The sequence below is a fragment of the Rhizobium sp. R693 genome, assembly GCF_002211315.1.
Classification (GTDB): domain Bacteria; phylum Pseudomonadota; class Alphaproteobacteria; order Rhizobiales; family Rhizobiaceae; genus Rhizobium.
Genome location: NZ_LOKY01000001.1, coordinates 221,217 through 239,855, shown reverse-complemented (window position 1 = coordinate 239,855; position 18,639 = coordinate 221,217). Strand labels below are relative to the sequence as shown.

Sequence of the window (18,639 nt, the reverse complement as noted above, 5' to 3'; positions counted from 1 at the left end):
GGTCACGCGCATTCCATCCAGGCAGGCGTCATCGGGCCCTTCGCAACACCTTTGCCTCTCGCCTCTGGGCAAGCGCAGATCTTTTATCGTTCGGGAAGAAGCGGCAGTTCCTCCATCGCTATAGCGGCAAAGCACAAGGGCGTCATCGCGCACTGCGCCGGACTGCTATATGGTTAGCAGAATGACCTGATCTGAGAAAAGGTGGGGGAAATGTCCAACCAAGCACTGCTGATTGTGCGCGCCGATGTTCCCAATGAGCCCGACCGAGCGCCCTTCGACCAATGGTACGATCGCCACATGGCAGACGCAGTCCGCGTGTTTGGGGCACGCGGGGCATGGCGCGCCTGGAGCCGAACCGATCCCTCGAAACACACTGCCTTTTATGAGTTCGACAGTTTGGAGGCGGCAAACGCCGCCATTCAATCGCCGGGCACAGAATTTGATGCCGCCTGGGGCTCGCGGGCAACACGCACGCGTGACATTGTTGAAGTTGTTCAGCGACTGCCAATTTCAAACTGAGACGCTACGGAAAATGGCTTTTCTGCCCGTTCACGCTTGACGAGATGGAAATCGAACCTCCGCGAACCGAGTAGACCGCCTTACTTTACCGTGATGCTCATACCGCTGATATCGGCGTTGACTTGGAGGCCTACCTGCCTGCCTGAGAGCTCGAGTTGGGCGCCCTTGTCATTGGTCATGACAATTACTTGGGCTCCCTCGCCGACCGCGCCGCCGCCGCCTGCTGCAGCGTATACCCCCGTCACGTCTTGGGCGCGGCGTATGTGACGCACGGTCCCTTGGAAATAAGTCTTAGAGGCGCCGAAGGCGAGGCCACCCGAGATGCCGCCGACCGAGACGGGATATCGGCGACCGTGGAAGGTCAGCGTGCCATCGCCTCCGGCGCCACCGACGAAGAAGGCCGCCTTGTAGATGGCAAATCGGATCGTACCGCTGTCTGCATGCGCGGCGCTGGCAAAGCTAACTCCCGCGATGGTGATGGCGGCAACCACAATTGAACGAAATCTGGACGAAACTTTCATGATGAGAGACTCCTCAAGATCGCCGCTTGGCCCAGCCGGTCGGGCATGTCAGCGTCGAATCAAATCTATAGCTGAACAGTCTCGCGCGTCATTAGTTCCAAGGTACGCGCACTGAAACCAACGCAACCGACCACCACAAATTGACGCGGAAGGCTTGCCCGTCCGACGAGGCGCGGGTGAAGCGGGTTTTCCAGATAGCAGACCGCAAGGGATTTCCTCGGAAGTCGCCCAATTATCCCCTCTTTCGGCTCGCCCGGTTCACGTCGAGCATCGTGGCGTACCCGTCCTCGCCAGGATTGAGAATTTCAAGGAGCTTTTCGGATTTTCCGAAGATCCATTGCGCCACAGCATAGACACCGATTGACACCTTTGCGTCGCCGGCCTGCATCCTGCGCAGTGTAGGGATCGAAGTCCCCGTCCTCGCGCGTGCCAACGTCATGAAGTGCGAGACGTGTGGTGACTTTAGGTGGCAGAAAATCCAATAGATTCGTAGAATCTAGCCCCGCAGCGGTGTCCGTTAGCAACCAGACCTTCGAAAACCCGTCTTCTCGCGCACATTCTGGCAAGGGGCAGTCGCCAATTCTTGGCGTCGAGCCTGCTTCAAATCCACAGCCTTGGAACACCGGTTCTTCCCCATTCTCGCCGTTAACCATCCGTCTCCTTGCCTCTAGCGTAATTTTTCAACCCTGGGTAAGAAGGCGCGGAAAGAGGGGTCACATGAAGAAACTGATTTCGCTCGTCGCCGTCGCTGCGTTCATCGCCGCTCCCGCCTTTGCTCAGTCGAGCGTAAGGGCCAATCATACCAACCGAGTGATCGAAAGCTACCGGGCCTACAGTGGTGAGGCTGATCTCTTCAATTCGAATGGCGTCCGGCTCACGCAACCGTGGCAAATCATTCGTCAGGACCGAGCGAACTTTCACCAATATGGGATACGTGATCGAGACGATGGATCCGATTCCTTCTTTGCCGACCCCGCAAATCGGCAGGCACTCGAAGCAATGCTTCGTAATGGCACCATGACGCGAGACGCCGCAAATATGATCGTTCGAGGCAACGTCTGGATCGACGTAGACATCTACGGCAGTCAAGGGTCTGGACGATGGATTGACGTGACGGTCTCCGATTGACCGGCACGGCGCCCAAGTTCGAGGGTGCTCTTGTGCGGCCGGGTTCTCACTCGGCACGCTGACGTTCCAACGAACGTCTTGAATTCGTCCCCCACCGCGGAATCGTAACCTTTAGGTTGAACCACAACAGCAAAGCCCGGAGCCTAGCCCCGCAGCAATGCTGAAAGCGTTGGCTTTGGTGGCCCATTCAATAGATGGCAAAAGACAAATCCAAACATTGGAAAAAAGATCGGCATAGCAACATCCAGACGCCAGTAGTCCGCCTAACGAACCTGCCGGGAAAATGGTCTTCTAGCCCATCTCAGGAATCAATCATGCATTAAACGTCCGCTGGTGATGAAATATCGGGGGTTCTATTGCACGTCACGGTTGAATTACGGTTTGCAGCTTTATCGTGGGTGGGAATTCCCAGCAATGGGCGTGATAGGTTAGGCGCAACTGCGAATAAAGAACCGCGGCGGACGGAGTTCAATCAGTATCGCCACTCCGATCGTGCCGAGCCTATCCCTTCGGGCAACCGTTTCAATGCCGGCCTGGCGGCGGTTATGACGGGCAGGGCTCTCAAGCGTCATTGAGCAACGGTGTCGTGGGTTGGTTGACAGGCCGGAGCGGATATGGTCCTGCCTACTGGTTCAAGGCGCCGCCTCTGTGGCTCCCATAGCCTTTGCCACAGCAAAGAAAATCGCACCTTTGCGAACCAACCATCCCAATGGCACTGCCCTTGCTGCGCCGTAACGCTCTAATTTGGATACCGATCAATATGACCGCTGCCACTTGGCTGATTTCTAGCGCAACCGTGCTCGGCGTCGTGAGCCGACCTTTCGGCTGGCCTGAGGCGATCTGGGCTGGTGTCGGGGCCGTCTTGTTGGTGGCTCTGGGGTCTTTGGGTATTCAAGAGGCTTGGAACGGGGTTGCTAAAGGATTTGACGTCTATCTGTTCCTGATCGGAATAATGCTTCTGTCCGAAACGGCGCGTATAGAAGGACTGTTCGATTGGCTCGCCTCAATTGCCACCGGTCATGCGAGGGGATCGCCGAGACGCCTTTTCGTCCTGATTTATGTTGTCGGAATCCTTGTCACTGTCCTCCTCTCAAACGATACAACAGCAGTGGTCCTCACGCCCGCCGTTTATGCGGCATGTCGCACAGCGCGGGTCAAGGATCCGATGCCTTACCTGCTCATATGCGCCTTTATCGCAAATGCGGCGAGCTTCGTCCTGCCGATTTCCAACCCGGCCAACCTGGTAATCTTCGGTGGCGGCACCATGCCGGCGCTTTCGGACTGGCTGTCAGTCTTCGCTTTGCCATCGCTGATGGCGATCGTTGTGACATTCGTCGCTCTCTACGCGACCCAACGGAGTACCCTCGATACGGAAACCGTCGCGGTGAATGTGCCGACCGTCTCGCTCAGTGCAGGCGGGAAATTGGCAGGCGTTGGGCTTTGCGCAACTGCCCTCATGCTGGTGACGGCGTCAGCCTTCAATTTCGATCTGGGACTGCCGACATTTCTGGCCGGACTTTTCACGGCAGCAGTGGTTTTACTATCGACGGGAAAACAGGTCGCCCAGATCGCGCGGAGCGTCTCGTGGGAGGTGTTGCCTCTCGTGGCAGGTCTGTTCGTGGTGGTTGCAGCTCTCGATAAAACAGGACTGATAAATCACCTCGCCGCCACATTGGCAGGTTTGTCATCGCTCGGCGCAACCTCGGTAACAATGTACGCAGCCTCGGCCGTTGCTCTTGCGTCGAACCTTGCGAACAATCTTCCCGTCGGTTTGGTGGCTGGTAGCGCGGTCCAGGCTGCGGATGTGTCGCCGAAGATTTCCGCCGCTATCCTGATCGGTGTCGATCTAGGTCCAAACCTCTCCGTGACCGGATCATTGGCAACGATACTATGGCTGGCGGCCTTGCGCCGCGAGGGTCTGCATATGGACGCATGGGCCTTTGTGAAAATTGGCGTGATTGTTATGCTGCCGGCACTCGTTCTCGCGATCGCGTGCCTGTCGATTTAACCCCAATGGATTGGACGCTCGCCTCACGCCTACTCCAGTTGACGAGAGCGGCGTAGATTCGCCGTAAGGGAACCAAACGCAGCTTGTGGCATCTCGCGATTGAGACGCGGTGGCTCCAGTCATTTTCCATGTGTCCAACTGTCTGTTATCAGCAAGCGAAACGGAGACCCCCGAGCAATCCTTGAGCAGCCCATAAGCCTCAAGGCTCGGAAGCCGCAACACTTCTGCAGCGGCGCGTGTATTGCCGTCCAATTGACAATCTAGGTTGTATATCCTTATTCAGGCCGGGCAACTACGTTCTAATACGCCAGTTTGGCACCAGGGCCTTTCCGACTGGCACGACGCATCTGATGTTGGCGAACTGAAGGACGAAGGCGCTGAGAGTATTTCTGCTCCAGCCGCCTCAGGAGTGCCCCATGCTGAACGTCTGGATTATTCCGGCGCTGTAGTCGTGCTGCAGCCGGGGGACTTCAGATCTGCCCCATCCAGGATTCTTCCACCAACGTCGTACCGTCGGGACGACGGTAAATTGCTTCGGGCTGTTTTGGGGGGCTTCGTGTTCGCGGCCCTGATCGTCGCCAACACATGGATGTCAGAAGGGGCCGGCCGTTTTCCCGGTATCATTTTTTCATGGATCGGGGCCACACTCTTCGGGCTGCTCGCCGCCAGAGCTTTGTTGAATCTCCTCTCCAGAGATATCCCGTTGGCAATATCGACCGACGGTATCCTGTTGCCAAGTTTCAGCACGCGGCCCATTCCCTGGGCGGCCCTCAAAGGCCTCGAACGCTCGCGTAGCCGACATCTGTACGCCTTGAAGCTTCAGATCGACCCGGGGATTGCAAAAAGCATTCGTAGGCAGGGTCTCAGGGGCTTCGTTTGCATGGTGATGCATGCCTCGAAAAGCGAAGCCAGCTTCAATCTCAAGACGCTGCAGGGGGACCCAGATAGGATCTTCAATCGTTGCTTTGAAGCGTGGAAGCATGCACGCGAAACTATAGCAGAGGGCGGGCAGGCGATTGCGACCGCGCATCCCGCTGAGGCCGAAGTGCCGCTTGTTCGACAGGTCCTTACCTATCTTATCATTGGTCTGCTCGTCCTAATCTACATCGGCGAACTGATATTCGGTGTGGATCCTCCGGAAAAAGGATGGCCAAGCTCGCAAACCTTGTTTGTGCTCGGAGGAACCTACGGGAACGCGATCTTCGAAAATCACCAGTGGTGGCGGCTGTTCACCGCGCCATTGCTCCATGGCAGTCCGCTGCATCTGGTCTTCAATTGCCTTGCTCTGTGGTTCGCCGGCAGGCTACTTGAGCGCCTGACCGGTTGGCGCTGGTTTGGTGCAATTTTCGTCGCAAGCGCGTTGGGCGGGGCGATCGCCTCCGTCCTAATCAACGCACCGAATATTGTCGGCGTGGGGGCTTCCGGCGGCATCGTCGGGCTATTCGCGGCCACTATTGTGACCAGCTTCCGGCGTCCTTTCGCTCCGATCGCCCCGGCGCTAAGGCTTGGCGCAGCGCGACTACTGGCACCAGCGCTCATCCCGTTTCTTTCCGCTACCAAGGATGGACAGCAAGTGGACTACGCAGGGCATTTCGGCGGTGCAGTTGCAGGCGCTCTGGCCGGATGTCTTCTCATCATGGCATGGCCGCGCAAACGACGGCTACCCCGCTACGGGGGTGCTGCGGTTGCCTTCAGCAGCCTCTTTGCGGTCGTGGCCATTGTGTCTCTACTGCCTATTGCGCTGATACGCGGGGCAGTGCTGAGAGATCCGTTCCACGAGTTTTTCGCAGGACGCTACGACAAGGCCGCAGAGCAGTTTCTTGCCAAAGCCGAAACCGAAGGAGTCCCGGCTCCTTACTACCGCCTTTGGCGATACCTGGCACAGGAAAGAGGCGGCGACAGCGAAGCAGCCGCCAATCTGCAGAACGCTGCCGCGAAACTCAAACCGGCCCAGTGGCCGTACCCCATCTACGACCTCTTCCTCGGCAAACTCACCCCGGAGGAGCTCGCGATGGGGGCGGCAAACAACGATGAGCTGTGCGAGGCCATTTTCTATGCCGGCGAATGGTACCTGCAGCGCGACAAGATCGCGGAGGCTAATCGACGCTTTCAAGGTGCTTTGTTGTCCTGCCCGAAGAGCTTTTTGGAATATGACGGAGCGGCGGGCGAACTGAGACTGCTCGCCACGCGAGAGGTCGCGAACGCGAAGCAGTCGGCAACCAAGCCTATTCAGTCAGCCAGGCAAACAGTGCCAAAGGAGCAATCCTCGGCGAATGCCTTTACGGAACCAGGTTCCGTAGAGCGGCTGAAAGCTCCCAATGACGTGATTGAACACGCTGCCAACGGATCAACGATCCGAACCATGTTCGACTACCGAACCCGAAAGACTTTACAGACTGAGACCACGGTTGAAGGAAGCACAATCGATACAATTTTCGATGTGGCAACCGGAAGGCCGCGCAGCGTTGAACGCAAGGACAAGGGTGGCCGGAGGACAAGTATTACGCTCTATGATCCCCTCAATACTGAGAGCTGGACCAGGGTGGAACAAGATTTCGCCCCGAGCGGCACGCGAACATTTGAAATGCAGCACAGGGATGACGGTACCCGGGTTGGAGTGACTTTTGCGGCGTCCGGCGCGCAGAAAAAGCTGGAATACTACAGCAAGACGAGCAATTTGACGGACGTCGTCGATCTTGACTCAGACAATTCAGAACCATGGTCAAAGATTACGAGGCAACTGGGCGCAAAGGGGCTGGTGAGGGCGCAGGTCACCGTCCTGGACGATGGCTCCAGGAATCAAGTCAATTACGACGTCGACAACCAGGGCAAATGGATGCGCCACGAGCAGGCCTTTAGCACAACAGGCCAACTCACATCGATTGCCCAGGCGAATGACGACGGTACCAGAAACTACGTCACGTTTGACGTTTCAAACAGTCAGGATTGGTCCAAGTTTGAACAGTTCAGGGACAGCTCCGGCCGGCTACTCACTGAAACCAGATTTTTCGACACCGGCGCTAAAGTGGTGACCAGCTACGACACTGCCAACGCGGCAATCTGGTCTGCCTACCAGCAGCACTATGACGCTGCTGGGTCGCTCCGATATATCGACCAAACAAATCGCGATCACAGTCACTACTCGATCACTTACGACACCGACACCCGGCAGCCGTGGACACGTTACGAGCAGGTTAATAGCAGCGGCGGGCAGATTGTCTCCCAGACCAACTTCAATGACGACGGCTCGCGGGACTACGTCGTCTTCGATGTCAGCGGAGCCTATCCGTGGATATCGAAGTCCGACCGCTACGATCCGTCAGGCAAACTCGTTGCGATACGTTGGGTTGACGACAACGGAAGGCATCATGGTGATCTTGTGCCGATGAAATGATCCATGCTGGGCAAAATCCTCACCTTGACCGGTACGGGTCGGTTTTCGGTCGGCGCAAGGGCGCACATTCCCCGTCATTTCTTGCACTATGGAGTCTCCGAGAAAAAGACGCGGACCAGACTGCGGGGGCATAGAGGGTTTCGAGCAGCTTCGCGACCGATCGCGACTAGCGAGGAGCCTGCGGACCTCCGACGAATGGCATGCGCCTTCATATCAATGGAGAAGACGGTGATTGCCTAACGCAAGACCGTAGGGGGATTTCGGATCGGAGTGGAGAGACCCGCCTTCGTTAGTGCAAGGTCATGTCGGAAGAGGTGATCCACACCCGTCCATCATATGCCAGCTCGCCCTCAGAGAACTTGCGATCCGCAATATTCTCATAAACATGAAGATAACGAAGGATACCTTGGATCATGTCCCCTTCGCCAGCAGGCATTGCATCAACAGAGATGCAGACTGTCTGATGCAGACTTCCTTCCGTCATCACCAAAATAGCATAACTGCCATATAGCTTTATTTTGCCGGGCACGGTCGCGAGCGACATGGCGTCCTCCTCGAAATTCATCCGACTTTCGCTTTCGGGTAAGCTAAGGAGCCATGGTTAACGAAAGGTTAATATTCGGCAATCTGACAATTTGGAGGGATCACACCACAAAAAGACGCAGTGCGATGCGGTCAACAAGCTGACGTTGAACGAAATCTGGATCCTTCGCGGGCGACAGACGAGGGCTTTTCTTGCGGAGCCCTGTTGCTCGCGCTACTCGGCAGCCTGACGGATCGGATACGCTTCCGGTGGCTCGACAAGGGCGATGATCTCGAAGTCGGTGATCATGTGGTGCTGATCCGACCCCAATACCGCCAGAGTCCAGTAGTCCGGATCTTGGCCGAAGATCGTGGAAACCTGCACGATGGTCGTTCGCCCATCGGTATGCTTATCGGATGTCGCCCAATAAAAAGCGTCCGCAACCAAACTCGTCATAACGCCTACTCCCCACAAGGAGGCGAACGATATCACAAAATCAACAGATGACTATGCTTCGCGTTTAGTCACCCACAAGCGACCGATGTCCCTGGAGTCCGCTGGCGAAAATCTAGGGAAGTTGGCAGGAAGGAATGTCAATTGATCGCAAGATCAAAGATCGCGGTTTGCGTGTCGAAATGACGCCTTCCGCGCCGGTGTCTAGCTGTCCGGCGCAAAGACCGAGCGCGAGCCGCATGATTTTTTTTAGCGGTTGCTAACAAATGTGGTGAGCAGCCGAAATTTCGCCTTGGTGGTTGGGAACCTTCGTGCGCGGTCTGCGTTTGCAGTCCGTTAAAATGGAGGAGGAAGTCATGCCGGTAGCGAAGTGGCAATCGCCAATCACCATATCGACTGGAACCCGCAGCAGCGAGACGGTTGCCAGCCCGTTCGAGGCGGTCATCTATCTGACCGATAGTTGGGCGGACTGCAGCAGCGCACCCTTCGTCGAGGCACGGAACGCCTGCCGCGGTGCGCTGGCCGGTCGTATCGACGGTGAAGTCGCTCGCGCAAAATTCCTGGCGGCCGTCAAGGCAGCAAACATGAATGTGCATTAGTCGCGTTCACGGGCGGCCCCCACCGCCCGTCGTTCCATTGTGATCCCCTTTACCACCAAGCCTGTTTCACTCAAGATCACAGGAATCCGGCGGCGTACCAAACCACGCAGTGCCTCCTAAGGCGGCGTTCATGGAAAACATCCTTGTCGTGTTCTGATCGAAGCTCCGCCAGCCCGAAGCATTCCGCGACCACGTCCAGTCTGACCAGCCCCTCAGCGGTGCTGATGCTCTGGCCATCTCCCTAAGACGCGACAGGAAATCGTGGAGATCGGCTCGATCCACACATAAGTGTGCGGAGCGCCGGGATGCAAGTCGCCGAAACGGATCTTGCCCATGGGGTATTTTGACGAGAATTCATGGTCGGTCGATTTTTGCGACGAAAATCTTCGACCAATCGTGGAAAGATGGGTGAGAAGCCTCCCAAGCAAACATCGGCAAGCAACATCGGCAATTTTCTTGCGCCATGCAGCCTAAACTCTTACAGTCATTTGGATTTTGACCCGGCGAAGATCGGCGAATGATGGAAGAAGTCCCAACACCCATTGAGCCTACATTCTTTGAAGGGAGCATCCCACAGGTTCTATCTGACCTGGTTGTCGAACTTCGAGGTGCCGCCGCATCGCTCGGTCTTAGACGGCTGGATGGATGAGATCCGCGTTACCAAGAGCGTTGCGCGCTACGCCTCGGATTCAGGGTTCTCCGTTCCGACTGCGGCATATCCACGGAGTTGATTTCCCGCTGCACTGCCGGCGCGCTTGAACGGATACACGAGTTGCTGGTGGTAGAGCGGAGGTACAGGATCATCAACGCCATATGCCTTCGGCATCCGCTCCGGCATGTATAAGGTGCCTGCCAAAGCATCGATGAAGGGTAACTGAGCGGCGAAGTTTTTGTCGTAGGCCTGCCGCTCGTTAGCATGGTGCCAGTGATGGAACGCGGGTGAGGCAAGTACCCATTTGAAAGGTCCAAACTCGATACGCGTGTTCGAATGTATCAGAAGCGCCTGCCCATGATAAATTAAAGTATGGATTGCGATCGCTGTGCTGGAGAAACCAAGGGCATAAATCGGGAGCAGGGATACCGTCATGGTGACGATCTGGTCCACCGGATGAACACGATGAGCGGCCAGCCAGTCCATTTCCTCGATGCTGTGATGGATAGCATGGAACTTCCAGAGGAAAGGGATGGCGTGGAAGGCGCGGTGTGCAAGGTAAACGCCGGTATCGGCGACAAGAACGACCTCGATCGTCTGCAGCCATATCGGCTGAGCTCGCACAATGTTGCCCAGTCCTTCCGGAACCACGAAACGGCTGGCAACCAACAGTGAGCCAACGAGCAGCACAAAACCGATCCAGATCGGGATGCTGTTGAAAAAGAGATAGAACACATCGTTCAGCCAGCGCTTTCGCATTACTTTCTGACCGGCATAAAGCGGAACAACGCGCTCAAGCGGGATGAAGATCATGGCGACGATGAGTATCGTCTTCAGGTCAATGAAGGCTGAAATAGACTCTAGCATATCCGCTTAGTTCCCCAATCCCCTCAATGCAGGCTCGCACAGAGCACGCAGAAGTCAAGGACTTGGGCCTTCCCACAACCTCCTCACAATTCCGGAGCCTTCCATGCGTCTCGTCAGCAATCCCTGGCGCGTCCTCACGCGCTCGGCTTCCATGTGGTGCGTCTATCTAAGCCTGCTGTCGGAACTGGTCCCGTACATCGTTCCGTACCTGGACGATTACATCCCGTCGTGGCTTTCGGTCGCTCTCCTCCTGTTGTCCCCGCTCTTGCGCGTCAAAGACCAAGGAAACCTCCATGCCGATAAATAAGATCGTCGCATCCAAGCGCGGCAAGGCTGCGGCGGCGGCTGCCATCGTTGCTGCCGGCATCAGCGGATGGACAGCCTTTACCGGGGCAAAGCCGGCGCCAGCGCATCCAGAGATTACGCCGGCTATCATCCATGCCGCCGTGGCCAAGGGAATCACGCCGCCGGCCGTCGAACTGGCGATCAAGGAACTGATCAAGCCGTGGGAAGGCGTCAAACTGACGGCCTATATCGACATCGTCGGCGTGGTAACGGTGTGCTGGGGCGAAACGCTGATCGACGGCAAGTCGGTCAAACTTGGCACGACCTTCACGCTCGAACAGTGCGACGCCATGCTGATCCAACGGGTCATTCGTGACTACTTCCTCCCACTGGTCGACAAGGTCGATGGCTTCGCGCAGGCGCCTTACACGGTGCAAGCGTCGATGACGTCAGGGGCCTACAACTTCGGCACACCCGCGCAGATCCGATCGACGGCCGCAAAGAAGGTCGGCAAGAACGAATACAAGGATGCTTGCGAAGCCCAGACCGCCTTCAACAAGGCCGGCAAGATGATCGTCCGCGGCTTGGTGCTTCGTCGCGAGATGGGCGATGCCCAACGTATCGGTGAAGCCGAACTTTGCGTCTCGGGTCTATGACCATGTGGACGATCGCCTGGAACATCCTCGTCTCCCTCGCAAAGTCCAAGATCGGGCGCGTGCTCATCGGCCTGGCGATCATCGGTTTTTTCTATGCCGGGTTCCGGATCTGGTTGCCTATTCACGACGCGTCCGTGGCAAGAGAAGCAACCTCACAGATGGTCACCAAGTTCGAGCGCGACACTCTGGCCTCACAGTTGACCGAGGAACGCCGTCGAGCCCAACAGGCGGCACGGATCACCGACGAGTATCGGAAACGCACACATCCGGTGTACCGAAGAAGACCTTCTGACCTTTTACCATGGAAAACAGAACAAAGCGTTCGACACCCATGTTATTGACGACGCTTCGATGGATGATATCGATCCGGCTGCAATTTCTGCTTATCGTAAAGCTAGGCAGGAGAGCAATGCGGAGGCTGAGGAACTCAACTGGGGAGACGAGGAGCTGCTGCATGCCGTGGGAGCGCTGCGTAGACTTGACGGACGCCTCAGGGTGACCGCCGCGGGAATCTTAACCTTTGGCAGGGCGTCAGCAATCCGGCGATTGTTTCCAGTTCACCGCATCGACTACATCCGCGTCCCAGGGAGGACATGGATTTCTGATCCAGAAAATCGTTTTGAGTCGATTGATATGCGAGGGCCGATCATCCTTGTGATCTCCCGCATCATTGCCGCTATTACAGATGACTTGCCCAAAGCGTTTCATCTGGAGGACAACAGGTCTGGGCAGAGACTAGACCTGCCAATACTGCCAGTGCGGGTACTTCGTGAGGCGGTTGTGAATGCGCTGATGCATCGTAACTACCAGATTCATCAACCTATTCAGATAATCCGCTACGCGAACCGGCTCGTGATCAAAAAACCCGGTTATTCTTTGAAATCGGAAGACAAGTTCGATGACCCTGGGTCCGTCAGTAGAAACCCGCATTTAGCTGCGATACTCCACGATACCCGTTTCGCTGAAAATAAAGGAAGCGGCATTCGAGTAATGCGGGAGCAGCTCGAAGGAACAGGATTGTCCGCACCGTCACTAGATTCCGACAGAAACAACGACACCTTTACGGCCATTTTCCTATTCCATCATTTCTTGAATCGGTCAGATTGGGATTGGCTGAAACAGTTTTCTGATCTCGATCTATCTGAGGACCAGAAAAGGGCCCTGATTTTCGTTCGCGAGGTGGGCGCAATTGATAACTCCACCTTTCGCAGTTTCAGTAAGGTAGATACCTATTCAGCAAGTCGCAGTCTGAAAAAACTGCGCGATTTAGAGCTGTTGGTCCTGAAGGGGAGTAGCTCTAAAACCTACTATCAGGCGGGAGAGCGTCTGCTTGCCGCAAGTGATGAGACTGAAGCTACCTTGGAAGTTAGCTCCCAAGATAAGGGCGGCAGCTCCCAAGATACAGAAATCAGCATCCGCGATGTTCCCGCAAAATTACGCGTAGCTCTCCAGTCAGTGGCGCTGGGTAGAAGAGCCGCTCCCGAGAAGATGTCTGCAATAATTCAAGACCTTTGTTCGTGGAAGGCGTTATCGGCGGCAGACTTAGCGAAACTCATGGATCGGTCTTCTGTCTATATCGCTCAAAACTATTTGTACGGAATGGTTCGAGACGGAAGCTTGAGCTACCTCTTTCCGGAAATGAAGAACCATCCAAATCAGAAGTACGTTCACAAGAAAGCTACGGCTAAAGCAGCGCCCCCACCGGGCCAGCTTTGAGTTGCGCTAAAGAAAATCGCGGATCAGGAGGGCTCGCCGGCTGATCTCCTCGTCTTCCTCATCAAGACGCCCAGGGGCAACAGAGCCTATCGAGCGCGCCTCCGTGACTAGCCGACTTTCGGCCGGAAGTTGCTCTGCCGCTTACCTGGGCAATACTCTTTAATGATTTTCTGCATTTCCTCACATGCAAGCCGCTTTTGCCAGTCTGCCGGCGGCTTGGCCAATTGGCCGCCGATTTGTGATGGATATCCCGACGTGGCGCTTTTCAACATGTAAGTCACGTCAGGCCGGCCATGGCTCTTTTCTTCTTTGGCAATGAGATCGAGCAAGTCCTTCGCACCGCGCATGCGCCAGATTCCGACCTCGTCCCCGAATTTCTCATACGTGACAGGCTCGCCGCCCTCCGCCACGCGAACTAATGCATCTCTGATTTCATCTTTCCGATCGATGAATCTCACGGGCATGAGCGTACCTCTTCCCTCTTCTTGTGCTTACGGCTTTTGAGGCGCTGCTTGCGATCAGTCCCCAAGGCAGAAATCGCACAACGGGTTTTCGGGGTCTGTTGCCTGCCAAGAGTGCATCGGATTGTTACAGTGGAGGCATCTTGTATCCATCCGCTGCATGTCCGCGATGCGCCACGCTTCTCTGTCTCTCTCCGCGGCCTTGATGGAATTTCGAATGGCATCATCGCGGCGTTTCATCTCGGCCGCGCGCTCCTCGTCAGTAAAACCGCTCATTGGCGCCCCCGTTTTCACTTCCTTAACCGGGTGCAGCGTCGCAGAGCACGCGCTGGAATCAAATCTGTCTGAAGGGAGTAGGACCACGGTGCCGAGTCATCGAAGAGATTGAAGGGAAGCCTTCGGTGGGGCGTACCGCGCGGGTGGCGGCTTCCCTTCGTGTCCTGCCCAGCTCAGGACAACTCCAGATTACGCTGATCAGGGAAGCGCGCTAGTCGGACCAAGGTCCTAGCGCGAAAGGAGGGAGGTTAGCGTTCACTTGTATCGCCCAGATTCGGAGGCATGACTGCGCTCGCTGGATCATAGTTGTAAAGCTCCACCACTACCTGAAATGGGAACTCCCATGTGGGATCATCATATTGACGCAAGGTCTTCATCATTCGCCCATCCTTATCGGAGACCCAAATGCCTATGTTGGCGGAGAACGGGTCTTTATGCCACCTTGCTGTATAGTAAGTTGCCGGCTCTGAGCCGACGTTGGCAGTCTCCCCCAAGCTGCAATCCGAAAACTTAGGCCCATAGCGATCAACGGCAGACCAGTAATCGGGGTCGTAGGGCATCCACTCGGTTGAGCGTGGACGTCTCTCAAAATGCTTCGTCTTGGTAACCCTGATCTCTCGGAACGCGTCCAGAGAGCCGTTCTCTTTGACTCCGTAAATGACCTCGCTGTATTCCTTGCTTCGGCGGGTCTTTACGTACGCCGTGTTCACCGCATCGCAGGTGGCGTCGTTTTTCCATACATCACGGGTGACAATTGATGCGTCGTCAGGACGCTTCGCTTCCTGAGCATGATAGTCAAACGTCGAAATGACCGTTGAGAACGGAAACTCTTTCTTGTCGGGTGGATAGCGACGTATGACCTTCGAGAGTTTCTTCCTGTCGGGCGTCAACCAAATTTCGGCCGATGCACGGTACCCGGGCTTGTTCCAATTGGCATAGTAGTGAAAGCTATTATTTTCGATACCGACGGACGTACACGAGGTGTATCTTTGGTCGTACGGATCGACCTCGTGAAGGTCGAATTCTTGCCAGGTGGATCTGCCCGAATATCTTTCGAACGAGGCGGAAGCCCTGAAAATGATCTCGATATATTCTTTCGTTTTTCCATCTAGAAAGGGCTGATGGATCAATTCCCGGTAGTTGTAGCCCCTTCGTGTATTGACATCGGCTTCGTTGACGGCGGTACAAGTGCGGTCGAGCCGCTCATCGGGGCGCCGTGCGTCGGCGCCAAAGGCAAGTGATTGCGCAAAAAGAACCGTAGCGAACAAGGTCGCGCCCAGGCAGGCGGGTTGAAATTTCATGATTCCCTCGACTTTTGAGGGAAGATATCCCCGATGCCCTTGCAGCAGTCAATTAGCCAAGTGAGGACAATAATAATCGTTGGAAGCTTCTTCGGTTCTATGACAGTGGTGAGAGCCCAGCACCAATAGGTGGAACCGCGATGAGTATCTCTAAGGCTGCGAAGATGACGTCATATTTGCGTGGGCGGTTGCCTTGTCCGGTTTTGCAATGTTCCTCTTTTTTGGATTAGCTGGCTTTGTCGCCTGGAGCGACAGCTCTTTCCGCGGATGTCCCGACGCTGTCCAGTGCGAGGATAATGACGCAATCATTTCGATCGCGGCATGGCTGTCGCCGAGTAGTCTTTTTCTCGCGGTAGTGGCGGGCTGGGTAGCGGTTCGGATCTATCGTTTCTCAAAGCCGAATGACAACCGTGCCTAGCGCCTCTTCTTCGGCTTCTCCCGTCTTGGGGGAGGGCCCAAAATTGCTGGGCGCATCAATTGCTCAGGGGATCGTTGCTTGCAGCTTCCAATATCTGGCGCACCCACTTAGCCAACGCCGGATCTTTTGAAAGCTGGAACTGGAAATCTTTCTCGTCGAGCTTCCCCAATCGATAAGCGTCAACCAGCTCCCGCTGTTGTTTATTCAATCCTCGGTCGTTCGCGTGCCTCAGCCGGATTTTGAATGTCTTGGTATCGCTCGTCGACATCACCTACTCCGCTCGCCCTTCTGGCTCCAGCGCGTTGGCAAGCGCGATCGACAAGCTCTCACGAGTCGTGAAGCCGTCGTGCATCAGGTCAAGCGCCGTGGCGGTCACCGCTCGAGCGCACTCGCTTTCGGGATCTATTTGCTTTTCCTTGCACCATGTTTCGATGACGGAGGTGAGGACTTCAATCTCGCCGTTTTTGAGCGTGGGAAATGTGGGAAACATCATCGATACATCCCTCCCGATTTACGGCAGGGGCGCATAATCGACCCATGCCGTGCACTTGGACCGATGCAGACATTATAAGCCGTATCAGCCGAGTTTTCCACAGGATGGCCCAGGCCGAAGGGCTACCTGCTTCGAGGTCGTTCTTGGCCCAAAAGAAGCCCCGCATGGGCGCGCGGTCGAAGCAAATTCGCCATAGTCGCTCAACCGCACGCCCGGTTAATACACGGAAGGGCCGGGTTCGGCTTCGAGGTCAGCCCCTCAAACTAATGAACCTTCAGCTCCTCTTCTTCCGCTTCTCCCGCCGTGGCGGCGGCTCGGAATGTTCATGCGTTCGCGCCACGATAGCCAACTAGCGGCTGGCAAAAGGCCGCCTCAATTGGCTTCTGCCCGCGCGGGCTAGTGGATTTCACCCCTCGGCTTGTAAGAGATGTCGCCGCTGAGTTCGGCCACTTTCCCGTCCTCTGTCACGTGCCATCTTACCTCGGCGTCCATCGGGGTTAGACACCCTTTTTGGCAAACTGGGCCAGACGGACATTCGGATTGTACTTAGGACAAGGTGAAACAACCTTGAACCCCATCGATTGAAGGCCCGCTCTATACCAGCCGCATCACTGCCGGCGGGAAACAGTGCCTGCAAGCGCCTTGTAAACTCGGGTGTAAAGGCCTGTTTCTTCCCTTCGGGAGGTCCGCATCCGTCACTGAACATGTCCCCTTCGCGAAATTCCCTTGGAATGTGCGCGCTCATAGGAGCGATTAACGAAATCGCACGAAGGGTCTTCGCCGGGCAGCCGGTCGAGTAAGCCGGAAGACCTACGATCTTCTTGCGCGGAAGACGGCGATGCGATCGACAAACTCAGCGCGAAAATTAGAGGAAAGAAGCTAGCGATCGACCGTAGTTGCATCGTGAATTATCCTCGACTTTTGAGGGAGATATTCCCGATGCGCTTGCTGCAGTCAATTGGGCAAGCGCGGTCCTCCTTGAAGCACGTCAGAAATTTGTTTCAATTATTTCCGGGATCGCTAATGTGCCGGCATGGCAAACCGAACGGTGCGGCTTAAACAGGGCGCAACGGGGACCGAGCATCCTGTACAGGACGAAATCTCGAATGCCAGAGGGAGAGAAGCTTAGCTCTTCGGAGGCAACGCCTGAGTTTCTCTCCCGATCCTGAAGCCCGCTCGACGTGATTTTCGATTTTCACCGCGTCAGGTGCCTCACCATCAAACAGGCGCTCTCGGACGGGTAGCACTCGTGCTGGGTCTGGCTGCCGAGCCGACGACCTTCGGAACCTTCTGCGACAATTCCTCGAGCGTCGCCATGACGCGGTTCACCTGCGACAGCGCAGCAGTCATTTCAGGACCGTATCTTGTAATCAGGTACTCCCGCTTCGAGGTCAGGGTCTCCAGGTGCTCGGCCGTACGCTTGCGCAAGTTCAACCCGGCATCCGAAGCCATTCTTGATCGTTCGCCAATATTGTGCTGAAGGCCGCGAACGGATGCAGGGTCGAGAATTCCTTTGGCGAGCAGAAACACATTCAGGTAAAGCTCGATCGAGTGCAGAGCGAGAAACCGACGCGGAATGTGAGACAGTGGCTGGCCCCGTGGTGATCGTTCTCCGAGCAAGATAGCGGCCATTCGGTACTGCGATGCCAGACCGAGAATCTCGTGAATGCTTGCTGTATCGCCTGGGTACGCTGCATCCAAGGCGGAACCTCCCTTTACCCTCAGTGTCGGTGGCTAGCGTCGCAGAGCAGGCGGTTGGAGAAAATTTATCCGAAGGGAGTAGGCTGACTAGATGGCGTCAAGGCCGTGCCTAGCGCTTCTTCTTCGGCTTCTCCCGCCTTGGGGGAGGCTCAAACAGTTCCGGATTCCCGTTAACGTCGATGCCAGCATCTTCGGCTGCCATCATGAACGCGGCTCGGGCCGCCTCGGCGTTCGTCTGCGTTTCCAATGCTCTCAGACAAGCCTCTATGGCCCCCCGCCATGCATCGCCCTGCTGCTCCTCCGGCCATCGCTGCGTCTGGATCTCGGCCATGCCTTCAACTGCCCGTCAATCAAGATGAGACTCGGCGGCGGTGGGTGTGACGAAGGGAGGGCGTAGCCCGACCGGAGTTACACCCACCGCCGCGGCGCAAATTTCGACGTCTCATGATCGCGGTCGGCCCGATACGATGACGGTTTTCTGGAATGGAGAACCACCTTTGTGCCGGGTCGGCATGTAACCGATCATCAGATGAGATTATTCATGAAGTACCGACAAACACATTCTGTTGAGGTCGCCGGGTCGATTGCAGTACGAGGCGACTTACCGAAACCGCACGCTCACCGCTATCGTCAACGGCCACAGGCAGAACAAGATCGCTGAATGCTGC

At 56.0% G+C, this 18,639-nt stretch carries 20 protein-coding genes; 9 read left to right on the top strand and 11 right to left on the bottom strand.

Annotated features, from left to right (window positions below; translation table 11 throughout):
* Positions 1 to 210: 210 nt before the first annotated feature.
* Positions 211 to 519 carry a hypothetical protein gene (locus tag ATY79_RS01185; RefSeq protein ID WP_088702709.1) on the top strand — a complete coding sequence of 103 codons (309 nt, stop codon included), beginning with the start codon at positions 211 to 213 and terminating at the stop codon, positions 517 to 519.
* Positions 520 to 599: 80 nt separating this feature from the next.
* On the opposite strand, the gene ATY79_RS01180 is transcribed toward ATY79_RS01185, so the two are convergent.
* On the bottom strand, positions 600 to 1,040 hold the full coding sequence (locus ATY79_RS01180; protein WP_088702708.1) for a hypothetical protein: 441 nt from the start codon (positions 1,038 to 1,040) through the stop codon (positions 600 to 602).
* 717 nt (positions 1,041 to 1,757) lie between these two features.
* Here ATY79_RS01180 and ATY79_RS01175 point away from each other — a divergent pair.
* From ATY79_RS01175 to ATY79_RS01165, 3 genes are all read left to right on the top strand, one after another.
* Positions 1,758 to 2,168, top strand: coding sequence for a hypothetical protein (locus ATY79_RS01175; RefSeq protein ID WP_088702707.1), 411 nt, complete (start codon positions 1,758 to 1,760; stop codon positions 2,166 to 2,168).
* 760 nt (positions 2,169 to 2,928) lie between these two features.
* Entirely contained in the window at positions 2,929 to 4,176 is a 1,248-nt protein-coding gene (locus ATY79_RS01170) for an arsenic transporter (protein WP_088702706.1), read from the top strand.
* A gap of 265 nt (positions 4,177 to 4,441) precedes the next feature.
* Positions 4,442 to 7,570 carry a rhomboid family intramembrane serine protease gene (locus tag ATY79_RS01165; RefSeq protein WP_189637937.1) on the top strand — a complete coding sequence of 1,043 codons (3,129 nt, stop codon included), beginning with the start codon at positions 4,442 to 4,444 and terminating at the stop codon, positions 7,568 to 7,570.
* A 289-nt stretch (positions 7,571 to 7,859) separates the two neighbouring features.
* On the opposite strand, the gene ATY79_RS01155 is transcribed toward ATY79_RS01165, so the two are convergent.
* Together ATY79_RS01155 and ATY79_RS01150 are read right to left on the bottom strand one after the other, a co-directional pair.
* Positions 7,860 to 8,114, bottom strand: coding sequence for a hypothetical protein (locus ATY79_RS01155; protein ID WP_088703001.1), 255 nt, complete (start codon positions 8,112 to 8,114; stop codon positions 7,860 to 7,862).
* A gap of 213 nt (positions 8,115 to 8,327) precedes the next feature.
* Complete coding sequence (locus tag ATY79_RS01150) at positions 8,328 to 8,549, bottom strand: hypothetical protein (protein ID WP_088702704.1); 222 nt, start codon at positions 8,547 to 8,549, stop codon at positions 8,328 to 8,330.
* A 353-nt stretch (positions 8,550 to 8,902) separates the two neighbouring features.
* On the opposite strand from ATY79_RS01150, the gene ATY79_RS01145 reads away from it, so the two are divergent.
* Positions 8,903 to 9,145 (top strand): DUF982 domain-containing protein, encoded by a 243-nt coding sequence (locus ATY79_RS01145; protein ID WP_088702703.1) that lies wholly within the window; start codon positions 8,903 to 8,905, stop codon positions 9,143 to 9,145.
* Positions 9,146 to 9,821: 676 nt separating this feature from the next.
* On the opposite strand, the gene ATY79_RS01140 is transcribed toward ATY79_RS01145, so the two are convergent.
* Positions 9,822 to 10,610 carry a sterol desaturase family protein gene (locus ATY79_RS01140; RefSeq protein ID WP_245312289.1) on the bottom strand — a complete coding sequence of 263 codons (789 nt, stop codon included), beginning with the start codon at positions 10,608 to 10,610 and terminating at the stop codon, positions 9,822 to 9,824.
* A 157-nt stretch (positions 10,611 to 10,767) separates the two neighbouring features.
* Here ATY79_RS01140 and ATY79_RS01135 point away from each other — a divergent pair, with 157 nt between their 5' ends.
* From ATY79_RS01135 to ATY79_RS01120, 4 genes are read left to right on the top strand one after another with little or no spacing between them, the layout of a single operon-like run.
* The gene (locus tag ATY79_RS01135) at positions 10,768 to 10,971 is read left to right on the top strand and encodes a hypothetical protein (protein WP_088702701.1); all 204 of its coding nucleotides are present in this window, start codon (positions 10,768 to 10,770) and stop codon (positions 10,969 to 10,971) included.
* Positions 10,958 to 11,605: a lysozyme gene (locus ATY79_RS01130; RefSeq protein WP_088702700.1), complete on the top strand. Its 648-nt coding sequence runs from the start codon at positions 10,958 to 10,960 to the stop codon at positions 11,603 to 11,605. Before ATY79_RS01135 ends, ATY79_RS01130 begins: the two co-directional genes overlap by 14 nt.
* A 2-nt stretch (positions 11,606 to 11,607) precedes the next feature.
* Entirely contained in the window at positions 11,608 to 11,946 is a 339-nt protein-coding gene (locus tag ATY79_RS01125) for a hypothetical protein (protein ID WP_141105685.1), read from the top strand.
* Between the two features lie 10 nt (positions 11,947 to 11,956).
* Complete coding sequence (locus ATY79_RS01120; RefSeq protein WP_088702698.1) at positions 11,957 to 13,321, top strand: ATP-binding protein; 1,365 nt, start codon at positions 11,957 to 11,959, stop codon at positions 13,319 to 13,321.
* Positions 13,322 to 13,428: 107 nt separating this feature from the next.
* Here the strand turns inward: ATY79_RS01120 and ATY79_RS01115 are convergent, their stop codons facing one another.
* The 7 genes from ATY79_RS01115 to ATY79_RS01080 form a co-directional block, all read right to left on the bottom strand.
* Positions 13,429 to 13,785, bottom strand: a complete 357-nt coding sequence (locus ATY79_RS01115) for a hypothetical protein (protein WP_088702697.1) — start codon at positions 13,783 to 13,785, stop codon at positions 13,429 to 13,431.
* A 54-nt stretch (positions 13,786 to 13,839) separates the two neighbouring features.
* On the bottom strand, positions 13,840 to 14,058 hold the full coding sequence (locus ATY79_RS01110) for a hypothetical protein (RefSeq protein WP_088702696.1): 219 nt from the start codon (positions 14,056 to 14,058) through the stop codon (positions 13,840 to 13,842).
* Between the two features lie 248 nt (positions 14,059 to 14,306).
* Positions 14,307 to 15,359 (bottom strand): hypothetical protein, encoded by a 1,053-nt coding sequence (locus tag ATY79_RS01105; RefSeq protein WP_088702695.1) that lies wholly within the window; start codon positions 15,357 to 15,359, stop codon positions 14,307 to 14,309.
* 473 nt (positions 15,360 to 15,832) lie between these two features.
* Positions 15,833 to 16,045 (bottom strand): hypothetical protein, encoded by a 213-nt coding sequence (locus ATY79_RS01100; RefSeq protein ID WP_088702694.1) that lies wholly within the window; start codon positions 16,043 to 16,045, stop codon positions 15,833 to 15,835.
* Between the two features lie 3 nt (positions 16,046 to 16,048).
* A complete protein-coding gene (locus ATY79_RS01095; protein ID WP_088702693.1) occupies positions 16,049 to 16,270 on the bottom strand; it encodes a hypothetical protein in 222 nt (73 codons plus the stop codon).
* A gap of 1,218 nt (positions 16,271 to 17,488) precedes the next feature.
* Positions 17,489 to 17,971 carry a hypothetical protein gene (locus ATY79_RS01085; protein WP_088702692.1) on the bottom strand — a complete coding sequence of 161 codons (483 nt, stop codon included), beginning with the start codon at positions 17,969 to 17,971 and terminating at the stop codon, positions 17,489 to 17,491.
* Between the two features lie 109 nt (positions 17,972 to 18,080).
* The gene (locus tag ATY79_RS01080; protein WP_088702691.1) at positions 18,081 to 18,302 is read right to left on the bottom strand and encodes a DUF982 domain-containing protein; all 222 of its coding nucleotides are present in this window, start codon (positions 18,300 to 18,302) and stop codon (positions 18,081 to 18,083) included.
* Positions 18,303 to 18,639: the final 337 nt, after the last annotated feature.